Origin of the sequence: Paenibacillus sp. 1001270B_150601_E10 (assembly GCF_015558675.1) — a bacterium.
In the GTDB taxonomy this organism is placed as follows: Bacteria; Bacillota; Bacilli; order Paenibacillales; family Paenibacillaceae; genus Paenibacillus_B.
Window position 1 is genome coordinate 79,574 of the sequence record NZ_JADMOL010000013.1, and the last position, 16,086, is coordinate 95,659.

The window sequence follows — 16,086 nt, forward strand, 5'->3', positions numbered from 1 at the left end:
CCATCCTCCTAGATAGAAGAATAGCCTTTTCTTACAGTATTCTAACAAATATGTACCCTTCCACTCCTCAGCAGCCAGCCTCATTAAAATGTTGGCATGTTCTGAGGGAACCCTTTGATCTGCATAAGCAGATCCTGCTCAACCTTCGCATTGTACTCCCTCACCATCTTCGAGATCAAGAACAGGTCCACGATGATCCAGATCGTCAAAGCCAGGGAAGAGAGAATTAGACCGATAACGCTCAAGCCAGTCAACACATCAAGATCTGTCTCCACAAAGATCACCAATGCAGCATACATGACAACTGCAATGAGAAACAGAATCAATTGAACAATGGCAGTTCCGGTACGTTTCAAATAAAAGCGATGGGCACCTAAATGCCCGCCTATAAGCAGCAAATAGGCTACGCCTGCGGACTTCTCATGGCTTCTTAATTCCGATTGAAGCAGCAGGAGCTCTTTCGTCGATAAATCATGCCTGCTCAGCATCGTTTAAAATACACCCGGCCCTGGTCCCATAGGACGTGACATAAACAGCGCATGCATCACTTGATTCTCAACTTCATGGTTGTATTCTTTTACCGATGTATGCAGCGTAAAGGCATCTACAATCCACCAGATAAACGTAACGATAGCTCCTATCATTGTCAGCGTCAAAATAAGCTGAGCCACAGCTGAGCCTGTGCGGCCCATATAAAAACGGTGCCCGCCGAACATGCCAAGGAAATACCACAGTACGTAAGCAATGACCATATTCTTGCCGCGATCCTTCACTTCTTGCTCGAGCAACAGCAATTCCCGCGTATCCAGCTGGCTCTTCATCCCAATATTGTAATGCATGACATAGCTCTCCTTTGCTACAACGTTATACATAAGTCTACAAAGATTTACCTGATGTAGCAATAATTTATTTTTTCTGCATTTCAAAAAGTGAAAAGAATAATTACTTGATTCCCCTATACCTATGCATACCCGTTAGATTTATGCACATGCTGCTCTCAGCCTGCAATGTGGTTTCCCTGCTTCAAACGCCGTCTTAGCCCTTCTCCCAGCAGATTGAAGGCGAGAATGCTGAAGGCAATAAAGGCTGCAGGATAGAACACAAATCCAAACCTGGAGGAAAGCACTTCTTTTCGATGTTCAGCAAGCAGAGCCGACCAGTTCAAGCTGGTGTTTAAGTATTTCGGCGTAAAGAAGTTAACCTCAACCCATACGTGCTGCAAAAAGATCTGAAGAACACCAAGCTGTCCAATCAGCAGCATGGCTTTGCCTAGATCAATACAAAAGTTCACGATAACCTCAGGCGCCAAGGCTGGCAAGTAATAGCTCCTTGCCATCCGTCTTGGACTGAGGCCTAGCGCGTTTCCTGCTTCAATATATTCTTCCTTCCCGATCTGATTGGCCCGCTCTGCCATCACCTGCGCAACACGTCCGACTTCAATAAAGGCTAGAATCCCAACCGCGAAGAATAAGCGGTGCTGCGAGTTCTGAATAGGAGGGAAACTAAGCAGCAGAATTGCGGCAAGTATCGTCGGGATAAAGGAAAACACCTGATTCAGACTATTTACAATGAGATGGCTTACGCCCTTTTTATGTCTTGCCAATAACCCGAGCGGCACTCCTACCGCATAGCGAAGCAAAGAGATACTTAGAACAATGAGCAGCGTCTCCTTCGCCCCCATGACAATCTTGCTAAGCAGATCCACCCCATTCTTATCACTGCCAAGCCAATTATGCTTTGACGGCGGATAAGGAGGCAGTTCCAAGCGCTTATTCTCTGACCAGCGGTGCTTGACTTCCACAAGCTCATTGTCCACAAAAGGCAGATACGGGCCGAACAGCATAAGCACAACGAGTATACTTATCATTCCGATGCCAACGAATAATGGGACGTTCTTCATGAAACACTCTCTCCCTTTTATTTTACTTCATAACGACTCCGGGCAATGATGCTGATCCATTGAACCAGCAGCACTAGCAAGCAGAAGCAAAAAGCAATTCCGATGATCGTCGTCGCCTCATAGTTGCCCCCTGTTCCGAAGTGGACACTGTAATCAATCGCGATAAACAAGCGGTTAGCCGCCCCTGGGTAGTTTAAGAAATATTCAACAATAAGCAAATTAGACAAGATGTATAACATAAGCGAAGGCAAATGAGTCAAGATCGTTCCCCAACAGTTGCTGAACACATGCTTATAGAACAGCATCCACTTGGGAAGTCCCTTAGACTTTGCCACAACCAGATACAGCATGCCTTCCTGGTTGCTGATTGACACTTGGGTAATACGTGAGATGTAGAGCATCGGATAGATCATCACGAACAGCGCCGGGATCAAAAAGGAATACCATGGCTCAGCTGAGAAAATACGGATATTCGGAAAATAGTGTATAAATACCCACTGCAGCAGCAAAATAAGCAAGAAATCCGGGAATGACTGCATAAGCCATGTACCGAAGCTGCCAAAGAATCTCCAGCGCGTCTTGTCCAGCTTATAATCAATAATGCCCTTCAGCACACCGAAGAAGAAGCTGCTTACAAGAGCTGTTATGATGACAAGCAGGCTATTACCCATAACGTTCAGGACGTCATCAATGACCGGAAATTGATACCGATTGCTCCCAAGACTGCCATGCCAGAAAAGTTCACTGAAAAAGGAAGCAATCTGCTGTCCGTATGCTTGAAAGCTAAACTGATAGTCCGTCAGGACCTGCGTTTCAGTCATGACAACTTCGACTTGTCTTGGAAACAGAACAATGAGAATGACAGCTAGCATCGCAAGCATACTTATTAAGAATGCACGAAGCAATTGAGTGAAGAGAGTCATATTTCACCTCCAAAATATCCCTTTTTTTATGTCATTTCATGTATTATAGCTTGTTTTGATGGGAAGAGGGAGAGAGATTATTCACTTCTTTTGCACAATGGCTTACATGTTCACCAAAGTTTCTCAGATACAGGACGAGGAAGGTCTGCTATAATGACTTCATTGTAGCTTGAATCAAGCTATATGGGTGGGATGAGGGGCTGTATAAAAAAGGTTTGCATAGGATGAAACATCGGATTTTTGGATTAAAAGAACACGATACCCGTGTAAAATCGGAACTTCTCGCAGGCTTCATCACTTTTATAACACTGGTCTATATTGTCGTCGTAAATGCATCGATATTGGCCGATGCCGGCATTCCCTTTGAGGCAGGGATTATTGCAACAGCGCTTACCGCTTTTGCAGGCTCACTCATTATGGGACTATGGGCAAACAGTCCGATTGTAATTGCACCTGGTATGGGTGTCAACGCCCTCTTTACGTACACGATTGTGCACGGCATGGGGCTAAGCTGGCAGGAAGCCTTGGCGGCTGTATTCGTATCAGGCATTTTGTTCATGCTTATCGCATTCACGAAGCTTGCTTCGGTCATCCAACAAGCGATCCCGACCTCATTGAAGGAGGCCATTACGGCAGGGATTGGTTTGTTCATCGCCTTCATCGGCATGCAAAAGGGCGGGCTCATTATCGCGAGCAAGACGACCCTCGTAGGAATCGGGCACTTCGGCGACATCCATGTCATTCTCACTGCCATTACGCTCATCGTGACGATCATACTCTTTGTGCGTAAGGTTCCAGGCAATCTCCTGATCGGTATCGTATTCGGGACCGTTCTCTCGATGCTAGCAGGTCAGCTTGGCGATAGTACAGGCGCTTCGAGCATCTCTTGGGCTGACGCTGTAGGTGCGATTGGCGCTATGTCCTTTCAAGGCGCGACATCTGCTGTTTTCTGGGTCGCGACCTTCTCCCTTGTGCTTGTGATTGTCTTTGAGAACATCGGACTTATCCATGGTCAGCTTCATATGCTGAACCAGCCTGAGAAGTTCAAGCGTTCGTTAAGAGCAAGCTCGGTATCTGTGATCGTATCCGGCTTCGTAGGAAGCAGTCCTGCAATTCCAGCCGTTGAGACCACCGCAGGCATCTCTGCTGGAGGCAAGACGGGACTCACATCGGTGACGACAGGCATGTTGTTCTTGCTATCGCTTTTCTTCATTCCTGTTATTAAGATGATTCCCGATACGGCCATAGCACCCATCCTGATTCTTGTGGGCGGACTGATGATGGAGAGCGTGACCAAAATCCCGTTTGCGGATTTCACAGAAGGATTCCCGGCATTTCTCGTTATTGCAGCCATCCCGCTTACATCTAGCATCGTAGATGGCATTGCATTCGGGTTCATTATGTATCCGATCCTAAAGGCCGCAACAGGCAAATGGAAGCAAGTTGGCCTTCCCCTGTATGTGATTGCAGCGTTGTTCCTGCTGAACTTCGTCCTGCACGCGCTAGGATAATCAAAAAGTACGCCAATAAGGCGATCCTGACTCCCAATGGGAGAGGATCGCCTATTTATTTCTTCATTTATAGCACGAAGCACGAAGCATAAATCAAGCCTCTAAAACGCAAAAAATCCTTACCGAAGTAAGGATTGTCATTATCGTATATGGTGCGGTAGAGAGGACTCGAACCTCCACGGGCGTACGCCCACTACCCCCTCAAGATAGCGTGTCTGCCATTCCACCACTACCGCATGTTGTCATTTCCTTTTTGAAGGGACAAGAAATATTGTACCTCGTCTTATCGAAAAAGTAAAGCTGTTTTTTCAGATTATTTGATTGTGGGTTACAGGAATTGTCCTTTCCATGCAGAATACTGTTTTACATGTGAAGTCTTTGCCATCCAATTAAGAGATTAAGCGAGGAGAACCGCACATGAAAACATTTATGAACGAGAACTTTCTGCTGCATTCTGAAAGCGCTGTATTATTGTATCATCAATATGCGTCCAGCATGCCAATCTTCGATTATCACTGTCATCTCTCCCCTAAAGAAATTGCAGAGAATAAAAGGTTCAAGAATATCACGGAGCTATGGCTCGGAGGCGATCATTATAAATGGCGTGCCATGAGAAGCCGTGGCGTCGAAGAGCGGTATATTACAGGAGATGCCACAGACAAGGAGAAATTCTTTGCATGGGCTGCTACTGTCCCTTATGCGATCGGTAACCCTCTCTACCACTGGACACATCTTGAGCTGCGCACTTATTTCAACTTCCATGAGCCTTTAAGTGAGAAAAACGCAGAAAAGGCGTGGGAGCATTGCAATGCAATCATTCAGCAGGACAACTTCTCGGTGCACGAGCTCCTTAACAGCTCCAGCGTCTTATGCGTGTGTACAACCGATGATCCAACCGATACGCTGGAATATCACAAGGCGATTGCCGGTTTATCTGGTCTTTTGACGAAGGTGCTGCCGACTTTCCGCCCAGACAAAGGGCTCGAGATCAATAAGCCAGCCTTCGTTCCCTTCCTTCAAGCGTTAGAACAGTCTGCAGGAATGGAGATCCACACTTATTCAGAATTCCTTCAAGCTCTAGAAGCTAGGGCAGCTTACTTTCACGAAGTCGGCTGCCGCTTGTCTGACCATGGGCTTGGCGCACTCCCTTACGCTCCCGCTTCTGAAGAAGAAGTATCGGCGATCTTCCTCAAAGGCGCTGCAGGGAATCCAGTTACGGAGCAGGAGGAAGCCAAGTTCAAGACAAGCACCTTGATCTTCTTGGGCAAGCTGTACGGGCAATTGAATTGGACCATGCAGCTTCACCTTGGACCAATACGCAACAACAACACGCAGATGTTCAATCAGCTTGGACCTGATACAGGCTTTGATTCCATCGGCAAAATGACATCTCCTCTCGCCTTGAATCGCTACTTGGATGCACTTCAGCAAGAGGATATGCTGCCGAAGACGATTCTGTACGGCTTAAACAGCAACGACAATGATGTGCTAGCCTCTACTGCAGGCAACTTCCAAGCTCCTGGCGTCAGAGGCAAGATTCAATTCGGCTCCGGCTGGTGGTTCAATGATACGAAGGATGGCATGCTCAAGCAGATGTCCTCGTTAGCCAATATCGGCCTCTTGTCTAACTTTGTCGGCATGCTGACGGATTCCAGAAGCTTTCTTTCCTATACTAGACATGAATATTTCAGACGAATCCTATGCAACATGATTGGCGACTGGGTCGAACAAGGCGAGGTGCCTGCTGATTATGAGCATTTAGGAAGCATCATACAGGATATCTGTTACAACAATGCAAGGGATTACTTCGGTATTCCACTGCCTGGCTATACGATCTTTACAAAAGTTGCTAACGTATAGCGCTCCAGCCCTATATTCAAGCTGTCTTCAAGCATTCGATGCTTTGAGGCAGCTTTTTTATGCCAGCAGCCGACGGCTCACAGTCTACATGTCAAAATGAAATTTGATGAACATGATCATTCGACTCACCTTTGCGCCCAGTGGATGCATACACATATAACAACCACATGGAAGATAAAACCAAGGTAACGAAAGAGGAGTCGGTCCTATGAACACATCCTTGATCACACTGCTTCGTGTCCCGTTCGGTCTTGGCGGCGCCCGTCCTGGAGCAGAGCTTGGGCCGGAAGCACTTATGCAGGCAGGCTTAGTTCGTCAGCTGTCTCAGCTCCACCTTCCTGTCATCGACGAAGGAAGCATTCCTATCCCTAAGGGCGCTCCCTTAACGCGGTCTGCTCATCCGAAGCTCAAGCATCTGGAGCCCATCGTTCAAGTGACCACAGCTCTTCGCGATAAGGTTGCCGCTATCGTTGAACAGCCAACGTTCCCGCTCATTCTCGGAGGAGACCACAGCATTGCGATTGGATCGCTTGCTGGTCTTTCGATGCATTATCGCCGGCTTGGTGTCATCTGGTTCGATGCGCACGGCGATCTAAACACGCCGGATACGAGCCCATCAGGCAATATTCATGGCATGTCGCTTGCAGTAAGCCTGAATCGCGGCCATTCCTTGTTAACAGATATCCGTAAAGACTGTTATCCGCTGGATCCATCCAAGGTTGTCATCATTGGCGCTCGTCAACTGGATCAAGGCGAGCGTGAATATATCAAGCAAACCGGAATACACTGTTTTACAATGCATGAGATCGACCGATACGGCATGCCTGCGGTTATGAAAAAAGCACTTCGGATCGTCAGCGAAGGTACGGACGGTGTCCATCTTAGCTTTGACATCGACAGCATAGATCCTTATGAAGCCCCAGGCACAGGCACAACCGTAAGAGGTGGCGTCACGTATAGAGAAGCTCACTTTGCCCTAGAGGCTATGCATGAAGCAAAGATCCTCACCTCTGCTGAGCTCGTTGAAGTCAATCCACTGCTTGATCACAACAAGCAAACCGTGAAGCTTGCCAATGAGCTGATTTGTTCATTGCTAGGAAAGCGCATTCTGTAAAGGAGGGTCAGCATGACCGATAGTCAGTCGTTAATCGCACTTGAGCAGCAATACGGGGTCCACAACTATGTCCCCCTCCCAATCGTTATTTCCCGCGCCGAAGGCGTCTGGGTCGAAGACCCCGAAGGGAATCGCTACATGGACATGCTGAGCGCCTATTCCGCCATGAATCATGGACACCGGCATCCCAAGATTATTCAAGCCCTCATGGAACAGGCCGGACGTGTCACCCTGACTTCGCGCGCCTTCTATCATGATCAGCTCGGAAACTTCTATAATCGCGTTGCAGAGCTGACCGGCAAGAACCGTGTGCTGCCCATGAATACAGGCGCAGAAGCCGTAGAAACCACAATCAAGGCTGCCCGCAGATGGGGCTATGACGTGAAGGGCATCCCGACGGATCAAGCCGAAATCATCGTGTGCGACGGGAACTTCCATGGACGCACGGTAACGATCACATCCTTTTCCGCGTTAGAATCCTATAAGCAGGGCTTCGGACCTTTCACCCCTGGCTTCCGAATGATCCCCTATGGGGATATCCATGCATTGGCAGAAGCCATCAATCCGCATACAGCCGCTTTGCTTATCGAGCCGATTCAAGGAGAGGCTGGCATTGTCTTGCCACCAGCTGGATTTTTAAAGCAAGCGGCCCAGCTGTGTAAAGACAACCGTGTACTGCTTATCACAGATGAGATCCAAACGGGGCTTGGACGAACAGGGAGAATGTTTGCTTCCGACTGGGAACATGTGATCCCCGATGTATACATTCTTGGAAAAGCCTTAGGGGGAGGCGTTATGCCGGTGTCTGCAGTTGCCGCGAACGATGAGGTGCTTGGGCGATTTACTCCCGGCTCCCATGGCTCAACCTTTGGCGGCAACCCGCTTGGCGCAGCTGTAGCCATCGCTGCTCTGCAGGTATTAGAGGAAGAACGGTTGGTCGAGCGCTCCCTAGAGCTTGGAGGCTATCTCATAACCAGGCTTCGTTCGATCCCGTCTTCTGTTATACGTGAAATTCGAGGTCGCGGCTTATTTATCGGTATAGAGCTGACAACAGAGGCAAGGCCTTACTGCGAGCAACTGAAGGAGCTAGGACTGCTGGCGAAGGAGACTCATGAGCATACCATACGACTTGCACCACCGCTTGTTATTACAAAAGAAGAGCTGGATTGGGCACTAGAGCGGATCGAGAGTGTGCTTCGGAGCCCGTAATCATACGATAACAAACAGCACGCACCCGCATATTAGGGGGTACGTGCTGTTTGTCCTTGTGACGGTATGAAGCATAAGACTGCGTTCTGCCTTCATAACTTGTGGTGTAGCTAAGCTCATGTTTCTTTTCTTTAGCTCAGCTCTTTCATCATGAGGACATGTTCGATGCCGTCCTCCATAAACACATCCGATGCGGTATAATAGCCCAGCTTCTGATAGAAGCCTTCCGCTTGTTTTTGACCATGCAGCTTGGCTTTAGAGAGCCCTTTATCCATCGAAAGCTGCTCAAGCGCACTGATGATGACGCGGCCGATTCCGTGCTTGCGCTGGCTCTTAAGAATGCATATTCGCTCAAGCTTGGCCATCCCTTCGACCACTCTAAGGCGCCCAGTTCCAACAGGAGCTTCATCGATATAGACCAAGATGTGATCTGCTCCATTGTCGTTGGCTTGATCGTATTGATCGAATTCATCCGCAAGCGGAACTCCTTGCTCTTCAACAAACACTTCTTTACGGATCGCAAAGGCTGCCTGCCGTTCTACCTCCGTCGTTGCCTTTATCGTCTTGATCATGATGATTGCTCCTTTATCGCGATGTCTTAAGCCCTTTCCAGAAAATGCCCCATATGGAGGCTAGCTTTCTATCCAATTGCTCTCTCTCGTACAGCTTCATCTGGACGGACATCCCGTCAATTATGCAATAGTAGGCCGCAAGCAGTTCCTCCACGGGATGCATGCTTATCTCGCCGTTTGCCATCCCCTCCAAGAAAAGCTCACGGTATATCACAGCTGATTGCTCTTCCATCCACTGAATCTTGCTTATGATATGCGCTCTCAAGAAATCTGGAGGAAAGTGAATCAGGTGATTCAAAAAAGCAGTGAAATCAGCGTGCTCTAGTCTGTACTGAATATTTTGCTTCAAGACCCACAGCAGCTTGTCTTCGCTCTTTTTCAGATCCGCATGCTGCTGCACTTGCTCCATAAACGCCAAGTATTCTTGGAACGCATCTTTACATACGGCCAAGTACAAGCTCTCTTTGGACGAATAATACGTTGCTATCGATTGCTTACGAATGCCTACTTCAGCTGCGATCTGAGACAAAGAGGCCCCATGGTACCCCAAACGTGCGAATTGCTTAAGCGCAGACCTGCGTATCTGCTCAGCTGTCACCCTACCACCCCCCTGACGACCGTCAGGTATTATTATGGTACACTTTTAGTTAAAATTCAAGTATCAACATGAGCACGCTTTCTCACCATACATAGAGCAAAGGGGGCGCCCTCCTCTATGAATATTTTGCCCCACGACTCTGACGCTGCAGCTTCTCTTTGTTCTTATCTACTCGAGATCGCATTCCACCAAAGAACCATAGAAACATGATCAACTAGAGCTATTATTGGATTCTGGTGCATGTCCCGTTAACTGGGTATAATCACACTTAAGCGAACATGAGGGGGTTGCGAATTCTAATGTCATCCGCATTGCGATATCAGGGTATAAAGAACATAGAAGAAAGTCATCATTTGAGCTGTGCCAAGCAGCTTTTTAACCGTGTATGGGATCTAATGCTGAAGGAGAACCGAACTGAGGCTGAGGTGGATGAAATGATCCATGCTGCGCATGCTTCCCGCTATCATTGGGGCGTCGTTGGTACGGAACTGAACGCTGCTCGCGGCGACTGGCAGCTGAGCCGTGCTTATGCTGTAATCGGCAACGGGGAATCAGCTCTATATTACGCGAAGCGGTGCTTTGAGCTATGCCTGACTTATGCGTTAGGCGCTTTCGATACAGGCTATGCCCATTAGGCGATGGCACGATCCTATAAGCTGCTGGGACGGACACAAGAGCAGACGGAGCACATGATCAAAGCCGAACAGTACGCAAAAGCGGTACCTCATGAGCAGGATCAAAAGTATTTAATCGATGACCTAATGGAGCTTCGGGAATAAATCTCCAGTCACCTGCCTCTTTACTTCTCTGCTCAAATCGTGTACGATACCCTCATCATATGATTTCAATGGAAATCACAATATTTCGAGGTGTTGTATGAGTGTAGTAGGTTCCAAATAGGCACAACTGCAAACGAATAATTCTATAGTATAGGCGGATTTGAGGCCGCACAGCCAGGCTTCATCCATTTTTATCAAGCCCTATATTATGGTGTTATTTGAGTTACCTATGAAGATACCTACGCTACATGCTAAGCATCGCTCGAACGACAAATGCGGTCCGCGCAAGAAGGAACCAAGAACCTTCTCTGCGCATAGACTCTTGGTCTATTTCACTGCATTTTCTTAGACGCTACCATGTACACAAAGCTGTGGGTTCTTGATGACCCGCAGCTTTTTTGCGTTTATACAAACACAACCCATTGGAATTCTATGATGTAGGGATCTTCATCATGATCATCTAATCGTGAGGAGAATCAAACCATGAATACAAATACGTATGATAAATTGCAGTACAACGAATTAATGGAAATCGTTAAGTCATTCTGCGTCAGCAGCTTGGGCAAACAGCTCCTTGATAAGCTGCAGCCAAGTACAAATTTAAAAACGGTACAGCTTCGCTTAAATGAAACCACCGAGGCTAGACGGATTATCGATACCGAGAGCCATGTACCGCTGCTTGGCATATCAAACATCGCGCACATGATGGAGAAGCTCGATAAGGGCATGGTGCTGGATCCATCTGAATTGGTCGCCATTGCGGACTTCTTAAGAGGCTGCCGCAAGATCAAGCGCTTTATGATTGAAAAGGAATTCTATGCCCCGAAGCTGAGCGCCTATGCCTATTCGATGAGCGAATTCCCAGATATTGAGGATCGGATTCATGACGCGATTAAGGGCAACCGTGTCGATTCGAATGCGAGCAAGGAACTTAAGCGGATTCGCAAGCATATCGGCATCGCAGAGGCAAAGATCGAGGAGCATCTTCAGAAATTTCTGAAGAACAGTGCAAATAAGGAGTACATTCAAGAATTTTTCATCAGCAAGAAAAATGATCGGTTTACGATTCCGATTAAAGCTGCGTATAAAAATCAAGTGGCAGGCTCCATCATTGAAGTGTCGTCGAAGGGCTCTACGGTATTCATCGAGCCCGCTTCCGTCGCAAAGCATAATGCAGAGCTGGCTGGACTGAAAGCAGAAGAGGTGATCGAAGAGCTTCAGATTCTGGCCGAACTGTCCGACTTAATCTACGCGCAGCTTCAGCCGATGACGGTCAATATTGATCTTATTAGCCAGTATGACATGATCTTCGCTAAGGCAAAGTACAGCAGAAGCATTGACGGCATCGAGCCAAGCATCAATCAACACGGATTCATCAAGCTTGCTCGCTGCAAGCATCCATTGCTTGCAAAAGGCGCTGTTCCGCTAGATTTTGAAATTGGGGATCATTATCGCGGCTTGATTATTACGGGACCAAATGCAGGCGGCAAGACCGTTGTCTTGAAGACGATCGGACTTATCACGCTCGCAGTCATGTCGGGCCTCCATATTGCAGCGGATCCTGCAACAGAAGTAGCGGTATTCGAGAAGATCTTTGTAGACATTGGAGACAATCAAAGCATCGAGAATGCGCTGAGTACCTTCTCCTCCCATATGAAAAACATATCGGAGATCATGTACCAAGCGAATCATCGTACACTGCTGCTCTTTGATGAGATCGGCAGTGGGACTGAGCCTAACGAAGGCGCGGCGCTTGCGATTGCGATCCTTGAAGAATTCTACTTGATGGGCTGCATGACGGTTGCAACCACACACTATGGGGAGATCAAGCAGTTCTCTGAGCTTCATCCCGACTTTATGAACGCGGCGATGGCTTTTCATCATGAGTCCTTAGAACCGCAATACAAGCTGATTATTGGCAGATCCGGCGAGAGCAACGCTTTATGGATTTCAAAGCGGATGAATCTGAAGGACAACGTGCTAGAGCGCGCAAAACGCTACATGAAGGAGAAGGAATATCGGCTTGAGCGGCTTCATGACAGCAAGATCACAAAACCAAAGATTACGGTACAAGAAGAGCAGCAAGAAGAGGATATCGAGTACGCGATTGGCGACCGCGTTCGTTTGCTCGATCAGGACGACTTTGCGATCGTATATACAGGAAGAGACCGTTTCAACAACCTGACTGTGATGGTTCAAGGGAAGTTCGTTGAGGTCAATGCTAAGCGGATTCGCCTAGAGGTACCAGCCAGCAAGCTTTATCCCGAGGGCTATGATCTGAATACACTGTTCGTCAGCTACAAAGAGCGCAAATTCCAGCACGACATGGAGCGCGGTTCCAAAAAGGCACTGCGGAAGGTGCAGAAGGAGATGCGTGACCAGCGCAGGAAGCAGTAAACGCGTAATAAAGAGCATCAGGCAAAGCAATGCCTGATGCTCTCTTTTCTACTTCAGCTCTTCAATCGAGGAGATGTCCATGTATGAAGGAACGACTAAGCCAATCTTTGTGCCGTTCAAATTTACGCCAAGATCATCAATTTGATCCTTGAATTTGTCATAGTAGTCTTTATGCGTGGTTGGCAGCCAAGCTGCAACGATCGCATCCACATCCCCATTTGCTACTCCTGTCCACATCGGCCCTGCCTCGACTTGAAGCATCTCCACCTTGTACTGAAGCTTATTCTCAAGCACATACGCCACGACATTTGTGCTCGCAATTTCGGAATCCCATGCCACATAGCCAAGCTTCAGCTTTGTTCCATTAACGGGATTGGCACCCTCAATCCACTTGTCGACCTTGTCAGCATGCTCCTCCACCCATTGCTTTGCCGCTTCTTTCGGATCCGCTCCTTCTTGAATGGCAACCATAATGCTCTCCATATCCGCGGGCTCCCATTCAAATTGATCCAGCATCTTATAGGCGTCAGGCTGCTCTTCCTTTAAGCCTATACGGGCAATCGTGTGAATCTGTTCATTGCCCCCATATACGTTTTTGGGGTCCTCTAAGTATTTGAGATCATATTTGGCGAACTTCCAATGTGGAGTCCATCCTGTTATAATGATTGGCTGCTGCTTCGAGATCGCCTTATCAAGCGCCGCAGTCATCGCTGCACCCGACCCCTCAATCAGCTTAATATTCGTTAAGCCATATTCCTCAATGGCCTTCTCCGTTGCCTGCATGATGCCTGCTCCAGGATCAATCCCGACGATTTCCTTTGGCATTTCCAGTTGCTTTGCTCCCGTGCCCGAGTTCCCATCATTTGGTGAAGCAGGGCTAGATGTCCCTCCGCCGCAAGCAGCGAGCGCCGCCGTCAGCTCGACTAAACTCAGCTTCATCAAATCAAACGAAAACGCCTATCATCTTCAATCTGAAGAATGATAGGCGTTCTTTCATACTATTTAAAGGTGAGGTCCGATATAACGGAATAGATTCAAAATGATCATATAAACACTGCAAATTCCAATAAAAGATTAAGCTGTCAATCCGCCGTCAACGACGACAATAGAGCCTGTCATGTAGCTTGCTTCTGGAGAAGCCAAGAAGGCTACGACATTGGCAATTTCCTCTGCCTCCGCCATGCGGCCGATTCGTGGGTATTGAATCTCCGGCACATGACCCGTCTCCTCGATCGACTTCTGGAAGCCTGCCACCAGATTCGTTTGAACACCGCCAGGACATACTGCAACGATGCGAATCCCCTTGCTGGAGTACTCCATCGCAGCGGACTTCGTCAAGCTGACGACTGCATGCTTGGAAGCGGAGTAGACACTGACACTATGCTCTGGTTTCACACCCGCTGTTGAAGCTGTATTAATGATAACACCACTGCCTTGCTCCTCCATTACCTTCAGGACATGCTTCATGCCTAAGAATACGCCTTTAAAGTTAACGGCAATTACACGATCAAACTCTTCTTCAGGCGTGTCCGCCAGCAGATTCGGCTTAGAGATCACCCCAGCGTTGTTAAAGAAAATATCAATGCGGCCATAGGTATCAAGAGCTGCCTGTACATAGCGTTCAACATCCGCATTTTTCGACACATCCGCCTGTACGACAATGCCCTCGCCATGCTCCTGCTTGATTAGGTTGAGTGTTTCTTCTGCTGCTGGTGCGTTGAAGTCAACTAGAACCAGCTTCTTCCCTTCTTTTGCAAGCTTAATGCTTGTTACACGTCCCATTCCACTGCCTGCTCCAGTAACTACTGCGATCTGTGCTGCTTCTGACATCATCATCAATCCTCCTGAATGACTTGTAGTGTAAGGTGAAATTGCCTGTACAAACCAAAGGAATTCGCTGAAATTAAAACAAAAAAAATTTAATCCTTTTATTAATTAAACGCTTTTAATCAAAATAAAACAAGTCTCAACTTCAAATATTTAAACATTAAAAATATTTATAAGCTTCTGTGATGATGATTCTATCCGGAATGTTATGAAACAAGTATAACTGTAAGCCTACCATTATCATTTCAAGGGCTGAATATAAAAAAGTTCTAGTTCTCACGTGCTTAAAAAACAAAAAAAGAGCTGATCGCTGCAACTGCAGTCAATCAGCTCTTTCGTATGTTTACTGCGTCTCACATTATTGCAAATGTGAAACGCCCATCATGTCGTTAACGATTGCTTATCTTAAGCAGGATCCAGCTTCGTCAGGATCATCGGGCCATCCGCCGTAATCGCGAGCGTATGCTCGTATTGAGCGGACAATCCGCCATCCTTCGTGCGCGCGGTCCAGCCATCTGGGTCACGCTTGCTTTGCCATACGCCTGTATTCAGCATCGGCTCAATCGTAATGACCATGCCTTCCTTCAAGCGAGTGCCTTTGCCTGCTGGTCCATAGTGCAGCACTTGCGGATCTTCATGCATATCCTGGCCGATGCCGTGGCCGACAAACTCACGAACGACGGAGAAGCCTGCAGCTTCAGCGTGGGCTTGAATCGCATGTGCCACATCGCCAAGGCGATTGCCGACAACCGCTTGCTCAATACCAAGATTCAACGACTCTTCCGTTACGCGAAGGAGCTTGGCCGCTTCTTCCGAAATGTTGCCGACAGCGTAGGACCATGCGGAGTCTGCCAGCCAGCCATTTTTATTTACGACCATATCGATTGTCACAATGTCCCCATCTTTCAACACATAATCGGATGGAAAGCCATGGCAGATGACATCGTTAACGGAAGCACAAGTCGCATAAGGATAGCCCATATACCCTTTTTGTTCCGGCGTAGCGCCATTTTCTTTAAGAAAACGCTCAACAAAGCGGTCAATATCCATCGTCGTGATGCCTGGCTTTATCATTTTCTTAATCTCTTGATGACAGCGAGCTAGAATCTGTCCCGCTTCCTTCATCTTTAAGATTTCTTCCTTGCTCTTCAAAATAATCATGCTTGTACCTCCTCATCCAATTCCGACAGATGCCTTTTCCTTCATCTTTTACAGATTACGTCCATTCAACACGAAAAAGTTCCAAATAAATGAACAAAATAAAAAAAAGCCTTGATGTTCAAGACTTGTTACGTTTCAAAGGAGTTATGGTGCGGTAGAGAGGACTCGAACCTCCACGGGCGTACGCCCACTACCCCCTCAAGATAGCGTGTCTGCCATTCCACCACTACCGCAC

At 47.6% G+C, this 16,086-nt stretch carries 16 protein-coding genes and 2 tRNA genes; 7 read left to right on the plus strand and 11 right to left on the minus strand.

The annotated features are described in order from the left end of the window. Positions 1–83: 83 nt before the first annotated feature. The 4 genes from I2H74_RS21085 to I2H74_RS21100 all read right to left on the minus strand — a co-directional run bounded on the left by I2H74_RS21085 (position 84) and on the right by I2H74_RS21100 (position 2,823). Entirely contained in the window at positions 84–488 is a 405-nt protein-coding gene (locus I2H74_RS21085; RefSeq protein ID WP_195576217.1) for a TM2 domain-containing protein, read from the minus strand. A gap of 3 nt (positions 489–491) precedes the next feature. Then, positions 492–839, minus strand: a complete 348-nt coding sequence (locus tag I2H74_RS21090) for a TM2 domain-containing protein (protein WP_195576218.1) — start codon at positions 837–839, stop codon at positions 492–494. 158 nt (positions 840–997) lie between these two features. After that, positions 998–1,900, minus strand: coding sequence for an ABC transporter permease (locus I2H74_RS21095; protein ID WP_195576219.1), 903 nt, complete (start codon positions 1,898–1,900; stop codon positions 998–1,000). Positions 1,901–1,917: 17 nt separating this feature from the next. Further along, positions 1,918–2,823 carry an ABC transporter permease subunit gene (locus I2H74_RS21100; RefSeq protein ID WP_195576220.1) on the minus strand — a complete coding sequence of 302 codons (906 nt, stop codon included), beginning with the start codon at positions 2,821–2,823 and terminating at the stop codon, positions 1,918–1,920. A gap of 215 nt (positions 2,824–3,038) precedes the next feature. Between I2H74_RS21100 and I2H74_RS21105 the strand changes: the two genes are divergently transcribed. Next, entirely contained in the window at positions 3,039–4,334 is a 1,296-nt protein-coding gene (locus tag I2H74_RS21105; RefSeq protein WP_420707473.1) for an NCS2 family permease, read from the plus strand. Between the two features lie 150 nt (positions 4,335–4,484). Here the strand turns inward: I2H74_RS21105 and I2H74_RS21110 are convergent. Further along, positions 4,485–4,570: transfer RNA gene (locus tag I2H74_RS21110), tRNA-Leu, on the minus strand. Positions 4,571–4,751: 181 nt separating this feature from the next. Between I2H74_RS21110 and uxaC the strand changes: the two genes are divergently transcribed. The 3 genes from uxaC to I2H74_RS21125 all read left to right on the plus strand — a co-directional run bounded on the left by uxaC (position 4,752) and on the right by I2H74_RS21125 (position 8,517). Continuing rightward, on the plus strand, positions 4,752–6,194 hold the full coding sequence (uxaC, locus tag I2H74_RS21115; protein ID WP_195576222.1) for a glucuronate isomerase: 1,443 nt from the start codon (positions 4,752–4,754) through the stop codon (positions 6,192–6,194). 208 nt (positions 6,195–6,402) lie between these two features. Beyond that, on the plus strand, positions 6,403–7,308 hold the full coding sequence (gene rocF / locus I2H74_RS21120) for an arginase (protein ID WP_195576223.1): 906 nt from the start codon (positions 6,403–6,405) through the stop codon (positions 7,306–7,308). 12 nt (positions 7,309–7,320) lie between these two features. Next, positions 7,321–8,517 (plus strand): ornithine--oxo-acid transaminase, encoded by a 1,197-nt coding sequence (locus I2H74_RS21125; protein ID WP_195576224.1) that lies wholly within the window; start codon positions 7,321–7,323, stop codon positions 8,515–8,517. A 131-nt stretch (positions 8,518–8,648) separates the two neighbouring features. Here I2H74_RS21125 and I2H74_RS21130 read toward each other — a convergent pair whose 3' ends face one another. Continuing rightward, the gene (locus I2H74_RS21130) at positions 8,649–9,092 is read right to left on the minus strand and encodes a GNAT family N-acetyltransferase (RefSeq protein WP_420707474.1); all 444 of its coding nucleotides are present in this window, start codon (positions 9,090–9,092) and stop codon (positions 8,649–8,651) included. A gap of 10 nt (positions 9,093–9,102) precedes the next feature. Beyond that, positions 9,103–9,687: a TetR/AcrR family transcriptional regulator gene (locus I2H74_RS21135; protein WP_195576226.1), complete on the minus strand. Its 585-nt coding sequence runs from the start codon at positions 9,685–9,687 to the stop codon at positions 9,103–9,105. Between the two features lie 299 nt (positions 9,688–9,986). Here I2H74_RS21135 and I2H74_RS21140 point away from each other — a divergent pair, with 299 nt between their 5' ends. The 3 genes from I2H74_RS21140 to I2H74_RS21150 all read left to right on the plus strand — a co-directional run bounded on the left by I2H74_RS21140 (position 9,987) and on the right by I2H74_RS21150 (position 12,863). Continuing rightward, positions 9,987–10,322, plus strand: coding sequence for a hypothetical protein (locus I2H74_RS21140; protein WP_195576227.1), 336 nt, complete (start codon positions 9,987–9,989; stop codon positions 10,320–10,322). Between the two features lie 3 nt (positions 10,323–10,325). Then, complete coding sequence (locus I2H74_RS21145; RefSeq protein WP_195576228.1) at positions 10,326–10,466, plus strand: hypothetical protein; 141 nt, start codon at positions 10,326–10,328, stop codon at positions 10,464–10,466. A 483-nt stretch (positions 10,467–10,949) separates the two neighbouring features. Further along, entirely contained in the window at positions 10,950–12,863 is a 1,914-nt protein-coding gene (locus I2H74_RS21150) for an endonuclease MutS2 (protein WP_195576229.1), read from the plus strand. A 48-nt stretch (positions 12,864–12,911) separates the two neighbouring features. Here the strand turns inward: I2H74_RS21150 and I2H74_RS21155 are convergent, their stop codons facing one another. The 4 genes from I2H74_RS21155 to I2H74_RS21170 all read right to left on the minus strand — a co-directional run bounded on the left by I2H74_RS21155 (position 12,912) and on the right by I2H74_RS21170 (position 16,084). Further along, a complete protein-coding gene (locus tag I2H74_RS21155) occupies positions 12,912–13,802 on the minus strand; it encodes a glycine betaine ABC transporter substrate-binding protein (protein ID WP_195576230.1) in 891 nt (296 codons plus the stop codon). Positions 13,803–13,937: 135 nt separating this feature from the next. Then, positions 13,938–14,693: an SDR family NAD(P)-dependent oxidoreductase gene (locus I2H74_RS21160; protein ID WP_195576242.1), complete on the minus strand. Its 756-nt coding sequence runs from the start codon at positions 14,691–14,693 to the stop codon at positions 13,938–13,940. A 402-nt stretch (positions 14,694–15,095) separates the two neighbouring features. Beyond that, positions 15,096–15,851, minus strand: a complete 756-nt coding sequence (gene map / locus I2H74_RS21165; protein WP_195576231.1) for a type I methionyl aminopeptidase — start codon at positions 15,849–15,851, stop codon at positions 15,096–15,098. Between the two features lie 147 nt (positions 15,852–15,998). Further along, positions 15,999–16,084 (minus strand) — tRNA-Leu (locus I2H74_RS21170). Positions 16,085–16,086: the final 2 nt, after the last annotated feature.

Bases quoted from the DNA above. Each gene is read 5' to 3' on its own strand.
- I2H74_RS21085 (WP_195576217.1), bottom strand. From the start codon at position 488: ATGCTGAGCAGGCATGATTTATCGACGAAAGAGCTCCTGCTGCTTCAA.
- I2H74_RS21090 (WP_195576218.1), bottom strand. From the start codon at position 839: ATGCATTACAATATTGGGATGAAGAGCCAGCTGGATACGCGGGAATTG.
- I2H74_RS21095 (WP_195576219.1), bottom strand. From the start codon at position 1,900: ATGAAGAACGTCCCATTATTCGTTGGCATCGGAATGATAAGTATACTC.
- I2H74_RS21100 (WP_195576220.1), bottom strand. From the start codon at position 2,823: ATGACTCTCTTCACTCAATTGCTTCGTGCATTCTTAATAAGTATGCTT.
- uxaC (WP_195576222.1), top strand. From the start codon at position 4,752: ATGAAAACATTTATGAACGAGAACTTTCTGCTGCATTCTGAAAGCGCT.
- rocF (WP_195576223.1), top strand. From the start codon at position 6,403: ATGAACACATCCTTGATCACACTGCTTCGTGTCCCGTTCGGTCTTGGC.
- I2H74_RS21125 (WP_195576224.1), top strand. From the start codon at position 7,321: ATGACCGATAGTCAGTCGTTAATCGCACTTGAGCAGCAATACGGGGTC.
- I2H74_RS21140 (WP_195576227.1), top strand. From the start codon at position 9,987: ATGTCATCCGCATTGCGATATCAGGGTATAAAGAACATAGAAGAAAGT.
- I2H74_RS21145 (WP_195576228.1), top strand. From the start codon at position 10,326: ATGGCACGATCCTATAAGCTGCTGGGACGGACACAAGAGCAGACGGAG.
- I2H74_RS21150 (WP_195576229.1), top strand. From the start codon at position 10,950: ATGAATACAAATACGTATGATAAATTGCAGTACAACGAATTAATGGAA.
- I2H74_RS21155 (WP_195576230.1), bottom strand. From the start codon at position 13,802: ATGAAGCTGAGTTTAGTCGAGCTGACGGCGGCGCTCGCTGCTTGCGGC.
- I2H74_RS21160 (WP_195576242.1), bottom strand. From the start codon at position 14,693: ATGTCAGAAGCAGCACAGATCGCAGTAGTTACTGGAGCAGGCAGTGGA.
- map (WP_195576231.1), bottom strand. From the start codon at position 15,851: ATGATTATTTTGAAGAGCAAGGAAGAAATCTTAAAGATGAAGGAAGCG.